Source organism: Mesorhizobium sp. M0715 (assembly GCF_040320355.1).
GTDB lineage: Bacteria > Pseudomonadota > Alphaproteobacteria > Rhizobiales > Rhizobiaceae > Mesorhizobium.
The window spans coordinates 125,928-140,823 of sequence record NZ_JAMYPL010000007.1; the positions used below are offsets into that span (position 1 = coordinate 125,928).

Genomic DNA, 14,896 nt, shown 5'->3' on the forward strand with positions numbered 1-14,896 from the left:
CGGCCTTCCTGTTTCAGCGGAGCGCTGGTGTTATTCGGCGGCCTTCTTCTTCGGCGCAGCCTTCTTCTTGGGCTCTTCCGCGTCGTCGGCCTTCTTGGCGTCGGCCTTCTTGGCGGCGGCTTTCTTCGCCGGCTTCGCCTTGACGGCGGTCTCGTCCTCTTCGTCGTCGGCCATCAGCTCTTCCTTGCTGACCTTGACGTCGGTGACCGAAATCTGACCGAGCAGATGGTCGACCACCTTTTCCTCGAACATCGGTGCCCGCAGCGTGTTCAACGCTTCCGGGTTGTTGCGGTAGAACTCGAAGACTTCCTGCTGCTGGTTGCCCGGATAGCGGCGCACCTGCTCGAACAGGCCGCGCTGCAGCTCTTCGTCCGATACGGTGACGCCGGCCTTCTCGCCAATTTCAGCCAGTACCAGGCCAAGGCGTACGCGGCGCTCGGCAAGCCGCAGATACTCGGCGCGCGCCTCTTCTTCCGTCGTCTCTTCGTCGGCGAAGGTGCGTCCGGCTGCTTCCAGGTCACGATTGACCTGCGCCCAGATGTTGTTGAACTCGGCGTCGACGAGCTTCGATGGCGCCTCGAACGAATAGGCCGCGTCGAGCTGGTCGAGCAGCTGGCGCTTGACCTTCTGGCGCGTCATAGCGCCGAACTGGTTCTCGATCTGGCCGCGTACGACGTCGCGCAGGCGCTCCAGCGACTCCAGGCCGAGGTTCTTGGCGGTCTCGTCGTTGATTTCCAGCGCGCCGGGCTGGGACACTTCCTTGACGGTGACGTCGAAGGTCGCTTCCTTGCCGGCCAGATGCGCGGCCTGGTAGTTTTCCGGGAAAGTCACGGTGACCTGCTTTTCGTCACCGGCCTTGGCGCCGACCAGCTGATCCTCGAAGCCGGGGATGAATTCCTTCGAACCCAACACCAGCGGCTGATCGGTGCCGGCGCCGCCATTGAAGGCCTCGCCGTCGATCTTGCCGACATAGTCGATGGTGACGCGGTCGCCATTGGCGGCCTTGCCGGTCTTCGGCTCATAGCTGCGCGCCGATTCGGCAACGCGCTGAACCTGCTCGTCGATCTCGGTATCCGGAACGTCGAACACCTGGCGTGTCACCTTGATGTCGGAAAAGTCCTTGATCTCGATCGCCGGGATGATCTCGTAGTTGAGGCGGAATTCGAAGTCGGCGCCGCCGGCCAGGATCTTCTCGGCTTCCTTCTCATCCTCGGTCATGATGACTTCGGGCTGCATGGCAGCCTTTTCACCACGCCCGGTAATGATCGAACGGGTCGAATCGTTGAGGATTTCGTTGACCACTTCGGCCATGAACGACTTGCCGTAAACCTTGCGCAGGTGCTGCACCGGCACCTTGCCGGGACGGAAGCCGTTGATGCGGACCTTGTTGCGGGCATCCGAAAGCCGCGCCATCAGCTTGGCTTCCATGTCACCGGCCGGCACGGTGATCTTGATCTCTCGCTTGAGACCGGAGTTGAGCGTTTCGGTGACCTGCATCGTAAAACCTTTGTTTTCACCAATGAGACTGCCACGGCCTCTGCCGTTCACAGCCTGCCGGTATATTCTTGCCGGGAATGGCTTTTGGTACGGAACCTGGCGATTTGACCGAAAACCCGGCTCAAACTCTCCCAAACTGCGTTCCAAAATGTGAATAAGTTCTTGTTTTTCCTACTTCTTATCACATTCTGCAGAAGCGGATCGTCGCGTCCCGTCACATTTGACACGCCTTTTGTCACAGGCGAGGCCAATTTTCAACAGTCTTCGCATTCCGGCGAATAACCAGCATTCGGGCCTGACCACATCTTGTCGCTGACCCACATCTTGTCTCTGACATTGACAGAATGATGGCCACATGGGATTGCCGGTCCATGCGGATGTGGCGGAACTGGTAGACGCCCTGGATTTAGGTTCCAGTGCCGAAAGGCGTGGGGGTTCGAGTCCCTTCATCCGCACCACCCTTCGCTCTGCGAGCTTCGGGTGGCGGCCACCGAAGCTCGGTTCAGGCAGCGATCGGATTGAGCTTCAGATGCTGGATCAGAATAATGGTCTTGGCGTCGAGGATACGGCCATCGGCGATGCCGGCCAGGGCCTCGTCGAGCGGCATTTCCAGGACCTCGATGTCCTCGCCCTCTTCTTGCGCGCCGCCGCCGGCCGAGATGCGGTCGGCGGGTGAATAACGGGCGATGAAAAACCAGAGACGTTCGGTGACGCTGCCGGGGCTCATATAGGGCGAAAACAGCCGCTCGACGTTCTGCAGCCGGTAGCCGAGTTCTTCCTCCGCCTCCTTTCGGATGCAGGTTTCGGGATCGTTTTCGTCCAACAGGCCGGCACAGGCCTCGATCAGCGGCTCGCGGTGGCCGGTGACGTAGGCGGGATAGCGGAACTGGCGCACCAGAAGCACGGTCGAACGCAAGGGGTCGTAAGGCAGGATCACCGCGCCATCGCCGCGATCATAGGTCTGGCGGATTTGCGTCTCCCACTGACCGTCGCGCCGACGGTAGTCGAGAACGGTCTTCTTCAGGACGGCCCAGTCGTCGGAGAGGATTTCCTCCGAACGGACGCGAATACGATCTTCCATCGTGGTCTCCATGCAAAAGCGCGTCGCGCTTTATGCTCCTGTTTTATGCGTGTCGTTCTCCCAAACCGGGGCCACTTTTGGGCGCCATGCATTGCCGAGGCCTATCCGCGAACCGGCATTTCGGCAATCCCGTCAGTGATTGGTCCAGAACCCCTTTCACCGCCTCGTGTCTGGCGCAGGCGCCATCGGTCGCCTAAATAGCTGCGAACCCTCCCGGAGTTTCTCATGACAGCGTCGCTTTTCCAGTCGATCACCCTCGACGGCCTCACCTTTCCCAACCGCATCGCCGTCGCGCCGATGTGCCAGTATTCCGCCGACGACGGCTCGGCCAGTGACTGGCATCTCCATCACTGGATGAATCTCGCAATGTCCGGTGCCGGCATGGTCACAGTCGAGATGACCGATGTCGAGCGGCGCGGGCGTATTACCCATGGCTGCCTCGGCCTTTATTCCGAAGACAATGAAGCCGCCGCCCGCCGCGCACTGAACGCCGCACGACGCGTCGCCGCACCCGGCACGAAATTCGGCTCCCAACTCGCCCATGCCGGCCGCAAGGCTTCGAACCGCAAGCCGTGGGAAGGCGGCGGGCCATTGCAGCCAAACGAGGATCCCTGGCAGACCGTTTCCGCCTCGGCCATCCCCTACGACACCGGCTGGAACGTGCCGCACGCACTGGAGGACGAGGAGATCCTGCAGCTCATCGAACGCTTCGCCGAGGCCGCAAGGCGAGCCGAACGCGCCGGCTTCGATTTCATCGAACTGCACGCCGCGCATGGCTATTTGATCTTCCAGTTCCTGTCGCCCTTGTCCAACCAGCGCTCGGACCGCTGGGGTGGCTCGCTGGAGAACCGCATGCGTCTTGCCGTCGAAATCGCCAAGGCGGTGCGCAAGGCGGTGCCAAAGCTGATGCTCGGCGCGCGGCTGTCGGTGATGGATTGGGTCGATGGCGGCTTCGACGTGGCGGACGCGATCGAAGTGGCCAAAGCGCTCAAGGACGAGGGCGTTGCCTATCTCTGCTGCTCGAGCGGCGGCAATTCGCCGTTGCAGAAATTGCCCACCGGCCCCGGCTATCAGGTGCATCTGGCGGAGGCGGTGCGCAAGGGTGCTGATATTCCGACCCGTGCCGTCGGCCTGATCGACGACCCCAAGCAGGCCGAAGCGATCCTCACCGAGGGCCGCGCCGACATGGTGGCGCTGGCGCGGGCCTTCCTGGCTGATCCGCGCTGGGGATGGCGTGCGGCGGCGACATTCAGCGAAACGATCCACCCGGCGCCGCAGCTTGCCCGTTCGGTGACCACGATGCAGCACTGGATGAAGGCGGTGGGCTGAACGGTCCGCGCTCCCGAAACGCGCGCCCCTCCTGTCTCCAGACAGTTTGACGGTGCTTCGCAGCTATTCCGTCCGCAAGCTGTTGGGTGGGACGAGGCTGCGGCGGGCGTGGCCGGCGTGGGAGGAAACTGTTCAGGGCATTCTTGCCGGTTGCGCGCTGACCGCAGGTGTAGAGCCTTCAAACAGCCTCTGAGACGTTTGGGCGCAGGCTGACGGCCATGGTTGCAACCAAATTGGCTGCTTTGCGTTGCGGCCATGATGGACAACAAACCTTTTGAAGTGCCGGTCGTCGTCGAACTTGGCCACGTCGGCAAATATCGCCACATCCGCAGCGCCCAGGAGGCCGCGGAGTGCCTGATGACGGTGTGGCCGCTCAATCGCGGCCCGCGCCATCGTGATGCCCTCGACACTTGCCTCAAAGTGCTGGAAGGTTATCGTTCGACAGCAGATGCGCGCCGGGCGCTGATTGAAGCCGCCAAGGAATCGGAAGTGCTGGTGCCCGACGACAGACTGCCCGACGACCGGCTGCATTGAGCAGACGGACCTTTCAACCGGAGGTTTTCCATGGCGAAGCTGACTTACAAGATCGTCGAGCATGACGGCGGCTGGGCCTACAAGGTCGGAGCGACCTTTTCCGAGACGTTTCCCACGCATCAGGACGCATTGCGCGCAGCCGAAATCGCCTCGGCCGAGCAGCAGGTCGCCGGAGCGACCGACGGCATCCAGTATGAGGACGCCGAAGGCAAATGGCACGAAGAATTGGCCGACGGCCGCGACCGGCCGCAGACAGAAGTCTCAGATTAATTCGGTATAGCGCTTGATGTTGAGCGGTCCGACAGGGCGCCGACCGCAGCGCCGTCCGGAGAAAGGACGCGCCAGCGGCCAGCGGCTGTCCTTGCGGACTAGCCCTCGAACATTGCTTTCCAGAAAATCAGTGTGCGCTTTTCGGAAATCGCGTTCTGGCTATTTGCCGCAATACTGATCGTTGACGTTTTGCCCTGCGTTGGCGTCCGGGCCGGGCGTGTTGTGGGCACATGGGCCTATTGCGCCGGTATTGCCTTGGGTGTTCAAACCGGAGCCGTCACGGATGCTTCCCGTGGTATAGGGGTCGACAGTTGTCTGGTCGTTGTCGCCGAACAGCCACCAATCACGATTGTTGGAATACCTGTCGTCCAGTGACTGCGCCATCGCCGATGTTGCGAGACCGATCGTCAGAACAGATGCTGCGAGAATTTTTGTAACCATTGAATCACTCCGTATCTTAGCCGCCTTGGTGCGACACTCATAAAACCCGGTAGTCAGCCGAATGGTTCCTTGAAATTGTCGTGAAGCTGAGGTGAGGCCCTGACCAGCAAAGCCCGGCCGGCGATGCGCTCGATGAATGCGGCGGTTCGCTCCGGGATCACGAATTGCGGCATGTGCCCTATTCCCTCGACCAGTTCGAACCTAGATCCTTGACCTCATCGGCTCGCCGTGGCGGCGCGAAGATGACATTGCGGCCACCGTCGCGCCGCGCTATCTCAGACCACTCGCCTTCCCAGGCCACTCGCCTTGCCGGAGCCTTCCATGCCTGAAATCGTGACCGCCGCCATGCTCGTCATCGGCGATGAGATTCTGTCCGGCCGCACCAAGGACAAGAACATCGGCCATCTCGCCGACATCATGACGGCGATCGGCATCGACCTGAAGGAAGTGCGCATCGTCCCTGACGAGGAAGACGAGATCATCGCAGCGGTGAATGCCGTGCGCAGTCGTTACACCTATGTGTTCACCACCGGCGGCATCGGCCCGACGCATGACGACATTACAGCCGATTCCATCTCCAAGGCTTTTGGCGTGCCTTGCGAATACGATGCCAAGGCCTATGCGATGCTGGAGGCGAGCTATGCCGCGCGCGGCATCGAATACACGCAGGCCCGCAAGCGCATGGCACGGATGCCGCGCGGCGCCGATCTCATCGACAATCCGGTGTCGGTCGCGCCTGGCTTCCGCATCGGCAACGTCCACGTCATGGCCGGCGTGCCATCGATTTTCCAAGCCATGCTCGACAATGTCGTGCCGACGCTGAAGGCCGGCACGAAGATGCTGTCGGCGACCGTGCCCTGCCCGTTCGGCGAAGGCCTCATCGGCGGGCCGCTGGGTGATATCCAGAAAGCGCATCCCGATACGATCATCGGCTCCTACCCGAAATATGGCGATGGCAAGTTCTGGACCGAGTTGGTCGTGCGTGCCCGCAGCCAGGAGGCGCTGGACGCCGCCCGCGCCGATGTCGAGGCAATGGTCGCGGGGTTCGCCGACAATCCCGGCTGATCTGAGCCAGACCGGAACCAAGCACGACGCTGCAACGTTTCCCCGGCACGAGTTCGCTAGCTCGTAGATTGAGGGATCATCATGCGATTCAAAACCATCGTCGCCATTCTGCAGAACGAGCAGGACGCCGAGCGCGTGCTCGACTGCGCCATTCCGCTCGCCACCCGGTTTCAGAGCCATCTGGTCGGCATCCACGCCGAAACGCTTCCCGTGCCCTACACCTCCGCCACAGGCTTTCCCGACACCGAATTCCTGCAGGTTTCGGCAGACATGAACCGGGAACGGGCCGAGAAGTTGAGGACGCTGTTTCTCAGGCATATCGAGGATTCCGGTCTTTCCTTCGAGTGGCGAAGCCTGGAAAGCTTTTCGGGTGACAGCGCGCTGACCGGGATTTCAAGCGTGCGGGCCGCCGACCTGATCATAGCGGCGCAGCGCGAAACGGGCGGCGATTCCAGCGCGGACGTAGACACGCTGGTCTACGATGCCGGCCGGCCCGTGCTGGTGGTGCCGCACGAGGGTCCGCTGATCACCACCTTCAAACGCGTCTTGCTCGCCTGGAACGGAAGCAAGGAAGCGGCACGCGCCGCCTTCGACGCGCTGCCCTTCATCATCGAAGCCGAGAAGACCGACATATTGGTTATCGACCCTCCTGAAACGCTCGACGACAGCCCGGAGGCCGCCGGCGCCGAAATCGCGTCGGCGCTATCGCGCCACGGCGCCACCGTCAGCGTCTCGGTGCAGCAGTCGGGCGGCAGTTCGGTCGATGACATCATCCAGACCAGGATCGCGGAAACCGGCGCCGATCTGCTGGTGCTTGGTGCCTACAGCCACTCATGGCTGCGTCAGCTTCTGTTCGGCGGCGTGACGCGCAGCGTGCTGCGCACCGCGCCGGTGGCAGCCTTCCTGTCGCGGTAGGTCCACACCGATCGTTGGCCCTTGCCTTTGCCAAGGCCCTTGCTCTTGCCAAGATGGGGGCTTTCCAGCTAATTCCGCGCGCATTCCCCTGTTTACCTGCGCGCGATCCCCGCGTGCTGTGGAGTGCGCGACATGTCCCTTCCCGAAAAAGCCTTTCCGGTCTCCTGGGACCAGTTCCATCGCGACGCCCGGGCGCTCGCCTGGCGGCTTTCCGGCGCCAACAAGGGACAATGGAAAGCGATCGTCTGCATCACGCGAGGCGGGCTGGTCCCCGCGGCGATCATCTCGCGTGAACTCGGCATCCGCGTCATCGAGACGGTCTGCGTCGCCTCCTATCACGACTATACCAGCCAGGGGCAGCTGCAGGTCCTCAAGGAGATCACCCCTGCCCTGCTCGCCGAAGACGGCGCCGGCGTGCTGATCATCGATGACCTGACCGACACCGGCAAGACGGCGGGCATCGTGCGCGCGATGATGCCCAAGGCGCATTTCGCCACCGTCTACGCCAAGCCGAAAGGCCGGCCGCTGGTCGATACTTTCGTCACCGAAGTCAGCCAGGACACCTGGATCTATTTCCCGTGGGACATGGGCTTCACCTACCAGAAGCCGATCGCCGACGACCACGCGGGCTGATTCGAACTACCTGCCTGTTACAGACCGGCAGCTTGCACTGGGGATGATTTGCTTTCGCAAACAGGTCCGGCAGGGCCGGATATTTTGTGAAATCGACGTCTATCAGCGGAAATCGGCCAGGCGAATGAAATTTTTTACTTTTATTGCCGACAATTAGCCGTAAGATTCGTGAGACGGCAAACGATTCCGGAGGCTGGGGCTAGCTTCTTCGATGTTGACGAGGCCAACGACACACAATCATCTGGCCGAAAGGGTCCGACGGCTCTTCGGCACGGCGCCGTGCCGCCTGCAGGTTGCCGCCCTGCCTTGGCGCGACACGGGAGACGGCGTCGAGATCATGCTGATCACCAGCCGCGATACGGGTCGATGGGTGTTGCCCAAGGGCTGGCCCGAGGCCAGGGAGCCGCTCTGCGAGGCCGCGGCGCGCGAAGCCGGCGAGGAGGCCGGGCTGCGCGGTCGTGTCTCTCATCTTGAAGCCGGCCGTTACTTCTACGCCAAGGTACTGGCTTCCGGCGAAGAAGTGCCGTGCGAGGTCCTGGTGTTTCCGCTGCATGTCGACAAAGTCGCGGACCGCTGGAAGGAAAAACACTCACGCACCCGCAAATGGGTCCGCGCAAGCGAAGCGGTGCGCATGGTCAACGAACCCGACCTTTGCCAGATCATCGCCTATTTCTGCGCCGACCCGCACAGCTTCTCCTGACGGGCGGCCACACCGCGCTCTTTGCAAAACGGGACTGGCTTGCAAGGGCTGGACATGCGTTGCCGCGTATCGACATGAATGCTTTGCTAAGGAATCAAGGATAGGATTCGGCAGCTCTGGTATTTTTGATCGATGGCAAATCCCGCAAATCCAATTCCAAACGAGTCCGACGAGCCCCAGCGCGAGCGTCGTCCGCGCGTGCTCAAGGGCGGGTCGATCATCACCGGAATTTCGAATTCGGAAGTGGGCTGCACGCTGCGCAATCAGCACGACGGCGGCGCCGAACTGAAGATACCGCTCGAAGCCCGGGTCCCAGATCGCTTCCTTCTCTATGTGCCGCTCGACGGCATTGCCTATCGTTGCGAGGTCCGCTGGCGACGCAACGACCGTATCGGGGTGCAGTTCACCGGCACCGAGCCAAAACCCCGGCTGCATTACGGCTGACGCCCGGGCAAGCTTGCGCGCGGAAAATCGTGATCCGCGCCTGCATTCTATCCCCGTTATCCACATATGTGACACACAAGATGTTGGGGTCACAAAAGCTACGCAAACGAATCCTTGACGGCGCAAAACGAGTCGCCTTTTATAGGCCATGTGCTCCTGTTGAGAGTGCGACCGGAAAGTTCTGAGCCCGGTCTTTTTTCCCGGACTATGTGCGTTTTTGCTCGCATTTCCGCCTGTTTACGAGGCCGGCGGAAGCGTTGGGATTGTGGGGCGGTTGGGACGATAGGGACAATTGTCGGGCTTGAATAAATTGTCTGTTAATACTATATTTAGTGTTTGCAGGTAGGTTCGACGCTAGATAGTGTGAATTTCCCTCGATCGAGGGAATCGGAAAAAATCAGTTTTGAGGGACCCGCGGGTTCGTCGGCGCGTTGGACAGATACTTCGCAAGGAGTTTGACCAGCAGGGCCGGCGGAGACCGCGAAAATGGAGAGCCGGTCGTTTCGAACGCCCGGCAGACGGCGGACATGCGCGTTTCGCATCGGGGGCAGAAATCCCTTGGGAAAAGCGCTATATATAGACAAAAGGGACCGGACCAATGCGCATCGAGCGTCGTTTCACCAAGCCAGGACAATCTGCCTATGCGGAGATCGAATTCCGCAAGGCGCTTTCGGAGATCAAGAATCCGGATGGTTCGGTGGTGTTCCGCTTGGACAATATCGACGTGCCGGCGCAGTTCTCCCAGGTTGCAGCCGATATCCTGGCGCAGAAATATTTCCGCAAGGCCGGTGTCCCCGCACGCCTTAAGAAGATCGAGGAGAACGACGTCCCCTCCTTCCTGTGGCGCTCCGTCGCCGATGAGGCGGAACTGGCGAAGCTGCCGGAAGCCGAGCGCTACGGTTCCGAGATCGACGCCCGCCAGGTCTTCGACCGGCTTGCCGGCACCTGGACTTACTGGGGCTGGAAAGGCGGCTACTTCAAGGGGTCGGAGGAAGACGCGCGCGCCTTCCGCGACGAGCTTGCCTACATGCTGGCCACCCAGCGCGTCGCGCCGAACTCGCCGCAATGGTTCAACACCGGCCTGCACTGGGCCTATGGCATTGATGGCCCTAGCCAAGGCCACTTCTATGTCGACCCGTTCACCGGCAAGCTGACCAAGTCGAAATCCTCCTACGAGCATCCGCAGCCGCATGCCTGCTTCATCCAGGGCGTACAGGACGACCTCGTCAACGAGGGCGGCATCATGGATCTGTGGGTGCGTGAAGCGCGCCTGTTCAAATACGGCTCCGGCACCGGCTCCAACTTCTCGCTGCTGCGCGGCGAAGGCGAAAAACTGTCCGGCGGCGGGCGCTCGTCGGGCCTGATGAGCTTCCTCAAGATCGGCGACCGCGCGGCGGGCGCGATCAAGTCGGGCGGCACCACGCGCCGCGCCGCGAAGATGGTCATCGTCGACGCCGACCACCCCGATATCGAGGAATTCATCGACTGGAAGGTGAATGAAGAGCAGAAGGTCGCCTCGCTGGTGACCGGCTCGAAGATCGTCAAGAAGCATCTCGAAGCGATCATGAAGGCCTGCGTCCACTGCGAAGGCAATGGCGACGACTGCTTCGACCCGTCGATCAACTCCGCGCTGAAGCGCGAGATCAAGGCGGCCAAGAAGTCGGCCGTGCCGGAGAACTACATCTACCGCGTCATCCAGTTCGCCAAGCAGGGCTATAGCTCGATGTCGTTCAAGACCTACGACACCGACTGGGATTCGGATGCCTACCTCACGGTTTCGGGCCAGAACTCCAACAATTCGGTGTCGCTGAAGGACAATTTCCTGCGCGCCGTCGAGGACGATGCCGACTGGCACCTGACCGCCCGCAAGGACGGCAAGGTGTTGAAGACGCTGAAGGCCAGGGATCTCTGGGAAAAGATCGGTTACGCCGCCTGGGCGTCGGCCGATCCGGGCCTGCATTTCAACACCACGATGAACGACTGGCACACCTGCGCATCGGCCGGTGCGATCCGGGCGTCGAACCCGTGCTCGGAGTACATGTTCCTCGACGACACGGCCTGCAACCTCGCCTCGATCAATCTGCTGCCCTACCGCAACGCTGACGGCACGATCGACATCGCAGCCTACGAGCACACGGTGCGGCTGTGGACCATCGTTCTCGAAATCTCGGTCATGATGGCGCAGTTCCCGTCGAAGGAGATCGCCAAGCAGTCCTACGAATACCGCACGCTCGGCCTCGGCTATGCCAATATCGGCGGCCTGCTGATGACGTCGGGCATTCCCTACGACTCCGATGAAGGCCGCGCGATCTGCGCCGCACTCACCGCGATCATGACCGGCATGGCCTATGCCACCTCGGCCGAGATGGCCGGCGAGCTCGGCGCCTTCGCCGACTACGACCGCAATGCGCAGAACATGCTGCGCGTCATGCGCAACCATCGCCGTGCCGCCTATGGCGAGAAGCAGGGCTACGAGAAGCTCGCCGTCAATCCGGTGCCGCTGGTCGCTTCCGACCTGAAGCAGCAGGACCTTGCTACCCACGCTAAGGCCGCCTGGGACCGCGCCATCGAACTCGGCGAGGAGCATGGCTACCGCAACGCGCAGGCGACCGTGATTGCGCCGACCGGCACGATCGGTCTGGTCATGGATTGCGACACCACCGGCATCGAGCCCGACTTCGCGCTGGTGAAGTTCAAGAAACTGGCCGGCGGCGGCTATTTCAAAATCATCAACCGCGCCGTGCCGGAAGCGCTGCGCACGCTCGGCTACTCCGAAGCCCAGATCGCGGAGATGGAGGCCTATGCGGTTGGCCACGGCAACCTCAACCAGGCGCCCGCCATCAACCCCGGCGCGCTCAAGGCCAAGGGCTTCACCGACGACAAGATCGCCGCGCTCAACGCAGCCTTGAAATCGGCCTTCGACATCAAGTTCGTCTTCAACCAGTGGACGCTCGGCGCCGACTGGGTGAAGGAGACGTTCGGGTTCACCGACGAGCAGCTCAACGACTTCTCGTTCGAGATCCTGCCGGCGCTCGGCTTCTCCCGCAAAGACATCGAGGCCGCCAACATCCATGTCTGTGGTGCGATGACGCTGGAAGGCGCACCGTTCCTCAAGGCCGAACACCTGGCGGTGTTCGATTGCGCCAGCCCGTGCGGCAAGATCGGCAAGCGCTCGCTTTCGATCAACAGCCACATCCAGATGATGGCGGCTGCACAGCCCTTCATTTCCGGCGCCATCTCCAAGACCATCAACATGCCCAACGATGCGACGGTGGAAGACGCCAAGGGCGCCTACATGCTGTCGTGGAAGCTGGCGCTGAAGGCCAACGCGCTCTACCGCGACGGCTCGAAGCTGTCGCAGCCGCTGAACTCCTCGCTGCTCGCCGATGGCGAGGATGACGAGGATGATGCCGTCGAGCAGCTGCTCGCCGCACCTGCGGCAGCACGTGCCGCACAGATCACCGAGCGGATCGTCGAGCGCATCATCGAGCGCGTGTCGCGCGAGCAGGAAAAGCTGCCCGGACGCCGCAAGGGTTACACGCAGAAGGCCAAGATCGGTGGCAACACCATTTTCCTGCGCACCGGCGAATATGACGATGGCCGTCTCGGCGAGATCTTCATCGACATGAACAAGGAAGGCGCGACCTTGCGCGGCCTTCTCAACAACTTCGCCATCGCCATTTCGCTGGGCCTGCAATATGGCGTGCCACTCGACGAATATGTGCATGCCTTCACCTTCACCAAGTTCGAGCCGGCCGGCATGGTGCAGGGCAATGACGCCATCAAGAGCGCGACGTCGATCCTCGACTACGTGTTCCGCGAGCTGGCGATCTCCTATCTCGGCCGCAACGACCTCGCCCATGTCGACCAGTCGGACTTTTCCAACACCGCACTTGGCCGTGGCATCAGCGAAGGCAAGACCGATGCGGTCTCCAAGGGCCTGACCCGTGGCGCCTCGCCGGTGAAGCTGGTGTCGCGCGTCAGCGGCAACGATCCGAAAGGCTTTGCAGCCCCCTCGGGCGCCCCTGCCCGCTCGGCACCGACCGCCTTCTCCGGCTCCAACGTGCTGGCGCTGAAGCCAGCCAGCGACGAAGCGGTCGCCTACAAGCGCGACTATGAGGAGCGGGCGAAGGAACTGGCCGAGGACATCGCCTTCGAGGAAGCGGCTGCATCCGACGCCACCGCGGGATTGTTCACCGACGCCGCGGCCGTCGAGGCGGCCGAAGCCAAGAAACTCGCCAACGACCGCCGCGCCAAGTCCCTGCTCCAGGGCTACACCGGCAATTCCTGCTCCGAGTGCCAGAATTTCACCATGGTGCGGAACGGGACTTGTGAGAAGTGCGATACGTGCGGCTCCACGAGCGGGTGCAGCTGAGGTCTAGTGCCACCTCGGCTTACAGTTCGACGGCTGGTATCTGGTTGCAACCAAGGGCAGCCATCGCCAATATAAGCATGAAGTCAAAGCCGGCCGCGTCACCGTGGCTGGCAAGCCGTCTGAAGAGGTTGCACAGGGAACACTGAACAGCATCCTCAAGCAGTCAGGTTTGAAGGAGTGATGACATGCGTTACGCGGTGGTGATTGAAAAAGCAGGAAGTAATTTCTCTGCCTATGTGCCGGACCTACCCGGCTGCATCGCGACAGGTGCCACTGTGCCTGAAGTGGAAACCGAGATTCGCGATGCAATACGCTTTCACATCGAAGGTTTGCGAGCCGATGGGCTGGATGTGCCCAAGGGTGTCAGCCTCGCGGAATACGTAGAGGCGTAGAAGGCAATTCACTCAATCGGATCAGGCTCTGATCCCGCCTGCTATCTCTACGGCAACACCTCCAGCGTCTGCTCGTCCTACCCTATCCGCACGAACAGCACCTTGCGCCCCTCACCCGTGGGCACCTCGAAATACTGGATGCCGTCAGGCATTTCGCCGCAGGGCGGCTCGGGGATTTCATTGAGGTCGGCTACTGCTTTCAGTTCTTTCGCGTGGGCGGCGTCGGGGCTGAATGTGTAGCGTTTGACGGCGGCAGGCGCGGCGCCCTCGGTGTAAGGCGTCGGAGTCGATAACTTGTTTGCATCTAGCCATGCCTTCGGCCTGCCCAGATCAAAGCCTCTCAGCATGCCATCTCAGATGGTCGTCCATGAAGCTGGAGATGAAAAGATACGAGTGATCATATCCATCCTGCATCCGCAATTTAAGCGGAATACCCGCTTTGGCGCAGGCCGCCTCAAGCAGCCAAGGCCTCAGCCCGTCGTCAAGAAATCCGTCCGACGTTCCCTGGTCCACCAAAAATTCGGGGAAACGGTATCCGTCGTCGATGAGCGACGTCGCGTCGCAGGTTCGCCACGAGGCCTCATCCTTGCCCAGATACTTCTCAAAGGCCGGTCTCGACCAGCCGGCGGTGCTTGGCTGGGCGATCGGGGCGAACGCCGAACAGCTTTTGAAACGCTGCGGATTCTTCAAGGCAATCGTCAGCGCGCCATGCCCGCCCATGGAATGGCCGGAGATAGCTTGGCGCGCCATATCGGCTGGAAATTCAGCCGCGATGAGAGCCGGCAACTCCTCGGTGACATAGGAATACATGCGATAATTCTTCGCATAAGGTTCTTGCGTCGCATCGAGATAGAAGCCGGCGCCGGAGCCGAACTGCCAGTTGTCTTTTTCATCCGGAATGTCGGCCCCGCGCGGGCTGGTGTCGGGACAGACGACGATCAGGCCAAGCTCGGCGGCTATGCGCCTGTACTCGCCCTTGTCCATTACATTGGCGTGGGTGCACGTCAGGCCTGAGAGATACCACACAACGGGACAAGGCGCCTCCCGCGCCTGCGGAGGTATGAAAACGGCAAAAGTCATGTCGCAACGGCAACTCGTCGACAAATGGGAATAGACGCCCTGCACGCCGCCATGGGCTTTCGTTTGAGAGATGATTTTCATGTGTTCTCCACGTTGCGGGTCGGATGACGGTCGCCCCCTACTGCCAACCAGCGGCAGCA

15 protein-coding genes, 1 tRNA gene and 1 pseudogene are annotated in these 14,896 nt (G+C 61.5%); 12 read left to right on the forward strand and 5 right to left on the reverse strand.

What is annotated here, in order from left to right; genetic code table 11:
- Positions 1–30 precede the first annotated feature (30 nt).
- Complete coding sequence (gene tig, locus NKI21_RS11115; RefSeq protein WP_352555251.1) at positions 31–1,497, reverse strand: trigger factor; 1,467 nt, start codon at positions 1,495–1,497, stop codon at positions 31–33.
- 373 nt (positions 1,498–1,870) lie between these two features.
- Between tig and NKI21_RS11120 the strand changes: the two genes are divergently transcribed.
- Positions 1,871–1,955 (forward strand) — tRNA-Leu (locus NKI21_RS11120).
- A gap of 44 nt (positions 1,956–1,999) precedes the next feature.
- Here NKI21_RS11120 and NKI21_RS11125 read toward each other — a convergent pair.
- Entirely contained in the window at positions 2,000–2,578 is a 579-nt protein-coding gene (locus NKI21_RS11125) for an NUDIX domain-containing protein (protein WP_352555253.1), read from the reverse strand.
- A 225-nt stretch (positions 2,579–2,803) separates the two neighbouring features.
- Here NKI21_RS11125 and NKI21_RS11130 point away from each other — a divergent pair, with 225 nt between their 5' ends.
- From NKI21_RS11130 to NKI21_RS11140, 3 genes are all read left to right on the forward strand, one after another.
- The gene (locus NKI21_RS11130) at positions 2,804–3,907 is read left to right on the forward strand and encodes an NADH:flavin oxidoreductase/NADH oxidase (protein ID WP_352865569.1); all 1,104 of its coding nucleotides are present in this window, start codon (positions 2,804–2,806) and stop codon (positions 3,905–3,907) included.
- Between the two features lie 255 nt (positions 3,908–4,162).
- Positions 4,163–4,441 (forward strand): DUF982 domain-containing protein, encoded by a 279-nt coding sequence (locus NKI21_RS11135; RefSeq protein ID WP_013532012.1) that lies wholly within the window; start codon positions 4,163–4,165, stop codon positions 4,439–4,441.
- Between the two features lie 30 nt (positions 4,442–4,471).
- Complete coding sequence (locus tag NKI21_RS11140) at positions 4,472–4,711, forward strand: DUF2188 domain-containing protein (protein WP_013532013.1); 240 nt, start codon at positions 4,472–4,474, stop codon at positions 4,709–4,711.
- 159 nt (positions 4,712–4,870) lie between these two features.
- Here NKI21_RS11140 and NKI21_RS11145 read toward each other — a convergent pair whose 3' ends face one another.
- Positions 4,871–5,152 carry a hypothetical protein gene (locus NKI21_RS11145; protein WP_023810439.1) on the reverse strand — a complete coding sequence of 94 codons (282 nt, stop codon included), beginning with the start codon at positions 5,150–5,152 and terminating at the stop codon, positions 4,871–4,873.
- 321 nt (positions 5,153–5,473) lie between these two features.
- Here NKI21_RS11145 and NKI21_RS11150 point away from each other — a divergent pair, with 321 nt between their 5' ends.
- From NKI21_RS11150 to NKI21_RS11185, 8 genes and pseudogenes are all read left to right on the forward strand, one after another.
- Positions 5,474–6,217, forward strand: a complete 744-nt coding sequence (locus tag NKI21_RS11150) for a competence/damage-inducible protein A (RefSeq protein ID WP_352440207.1) — start codon at positions 5,474–5,476, stop codon at positions 6,215–6,217.
- Positions 6,218–6,298: 81 nt separating this feature from the next.
- A complete protein-coding gene (locus NKI21_RS11155) occupies positions 6,299–7,132 on the forward strand; it encodes a universal stress protein (RefSeq protein WP_023810436.1) in 834 nt (277 codons plus the stop codon).
- A 132-nt stretch (positions 7,133–7,264) separates the two neighbouring features.
- Positions 7,265–7,765 (forward strand): xanthine phosphoribosyltransferase, encoded by a 501-nt coding sequence (gene gpt / locus NKI21_RS11160; protein ID WP_128303340.1) that lies wholly within the window; start codon positions 7,265–7,267, stop codon positions 7,763–7,765.
- A gap of 211 nt (positions 7,766–7,976) precedes the next feature.
- A complete protein-coding gene (locus NKI21_RS11165; protein WP_023810435.1) occupies positions 7,977–8,465 on the forward strand; it encodes an NUDIX hydrolase in 489 nt (162 codons plus the stop codon).
- Between the two features lie 132 nt (positions 8,466–8,597).
- Positions 8,598–8,909, forward strand: coding sequence for a PilZ domain-containing protein (locus NKI21_RS11170; protein WP_023810434.1), 312 nt, complete (start codon positions 8,598–8,600; stop codon positions 8,907–8,909).
- Between the two features lie 598 nt (positions 8,910–9,507).
- Positions 9,508–13,284, forward strand: coding sequence for a vitamin B12-dependent ribonucleotide reductase (locus NKI21_RS11175; protein ID WP_352865574.1), 3,777 nt, complete (start codon positions 9,508–9,510; stop codon positions 13,282–13,284).
- Positions 13,285–13,303: 19 nt separating this feature from the next.
- A pseudogene (locus NKI21_RS11180) lies at positions 13,304–13,465 on the forward strand (type II toxin-antitoxin system HicA family toxin); the annotation flags it as partial.
- Between the two features lie 4 nt (positions 13,466–13,469).
- The gene (locus NKI21_RS11185) at positions 13,470–13,676 is read left to right on the forward strand and encodes a type II toxin-antitoxin system HicB family antitoxin (protein ID WP_127293307.1); all 207 of its coding nucleotides are present in this window, start codon (positions 13,470–13,472) and stop codon (positions 13,674–13,676) included.
- 77 nt (positions 13,677–13,753) lie between these two features.
- On the opposite strand, the gene NKI21_RS11190 is transcribed toward NKI21_RS11185, so the two are convergent.
- Together NKI21_RS11190 and fghA are read right to left on the reverse strand one after the other, a co-directional pair.
- Entirely contained in the window at positions 13,754–14,023 is a 270-nt protein-coding gene (locus NKI21_RS11190) for a hypothetical protein (protein WP_352440205.1), read from the reverse strand.
- Positions 14,007–14,837: an S-formylglutathione hydrolase gene (gene fghA, locus NKI21_RS11195; RefSeq protein WP_352440308.1), complete on the reverse strand. Its 831-nt coding sequence runs from the start codon at positions 14,835–14,837 to the stop codon at positions 14,007–14,009. Before fghA ends, NKI21_RS11190 begins: the two co-directional genes overlap by 17 nt.
- Between the last annotated feature and the right edge of the window lie 59 nt (positions 14,838–14,896).

Bases quoted from the DNA above. Each gene is read 5' to 3' on its own strand.
- tig (WP_352555251.1), bottom strand. From the start codon at position 1,497: ATGCAGGTCACCGAAACGCTCAACTCCGGTCTCAAGCGAGAGATCAAG.
- NKI21_RS11125 (WP_352555253.1), bottom strand. From the start codon at position 2,578: ATGGAAGATCGTATTCGCGTCCGTTCGGAGGAAATCCTCTCCGACGAC.
- NKI21_RS11130 (WP_352865569.1), top strand. From the start codon at position 2,804: ATGACAGCGTCGCTTTTCCAGTCGATCACCCTCGACGGCCTCACCTTT.
- NKI21_RS11135 (WP_013532012.1), top strand. From the start codon at position 4,163: ATGATGGACAACAAACCTTTTGAAGTGCCGGTCGTCGTCGAACTTGGC.
- NKI21_RS11140 (WP_013532013.1), top strand. From the start codon at position 4,472: ATGGCGAAGCTGACTTACAAGATCGTCGAGCATGACGGCGGCTGGGCC.
- NKI21_RS11145 (WP_023810439.1), bottom strand. From the start codon at position 5,152: ATGGTTACAAAAATTCTCGCAGCATCTGTTCTGACGATCGGTCTCGCA.
- NKI21_RS11150 (WP_352440207.1), top strand. From the start codon at position 5,474: ATGCCTGAAATCGTGACCGCCGCCATGCTCGTCATCGGCGATGAGATT.
- NKI21_RS11155 (WP_023810436.1), top strand. From the start codon at position 6,299: ATGCGATTCAAAACCATCGTCGCCATTCTGCAGAACGAGCAGGACGCC.
- gpt (WP_128303340.1), top strand. From the start codon at position 7,265: ATGTCCCTTCCCGAAAAAGCCTTTCCGGTCTCCTGGGACCAGTTCCAT.
- NKI21_RS11165 (WP_023810435.1), top strand. From the start codon at position 7,977: ATGTTGACGAGGCCAACGACACACAATCATCTGGCCGAAAGGGTCCGA.
- NKI21_RS11170 (WP_023810434.1), top strand. From the start codon at position 8,598: ATGGCAAATCCCGCAAATCCAATTCCAAACGAGTCCGACGAGCCCCAG.
- NKI21_RS11175 (WP_352865574.1), top strand. From the start codon at position 9,508: ATGCGCATCGAGCGTCGTTTCACCAAGCCAGGACAATCTGCCTATGCG.
- NKI21_RS11185 (WP_127293307.1), top strand. From the start codon at position 13,470: ATGCGTTACGCGGTGGTGATTGAAAAAGCAGGAAGTAATTTCTCTGCC.
- NKI21_RS11190 (WP_352440205.1), bottom strand. From the start codon at position 14,023: ATGCTGAGAGGCTTTGATCTGGGCAGGCCGAAGGCATGGCTAGATGCA.
- fghA (WP_352440308.1), bottom strand. From the start codon at position 14,837: ATGAAAATCATCTCTCAAACGAAAGCCCATGGCGGCGTGCAGGGCGTC.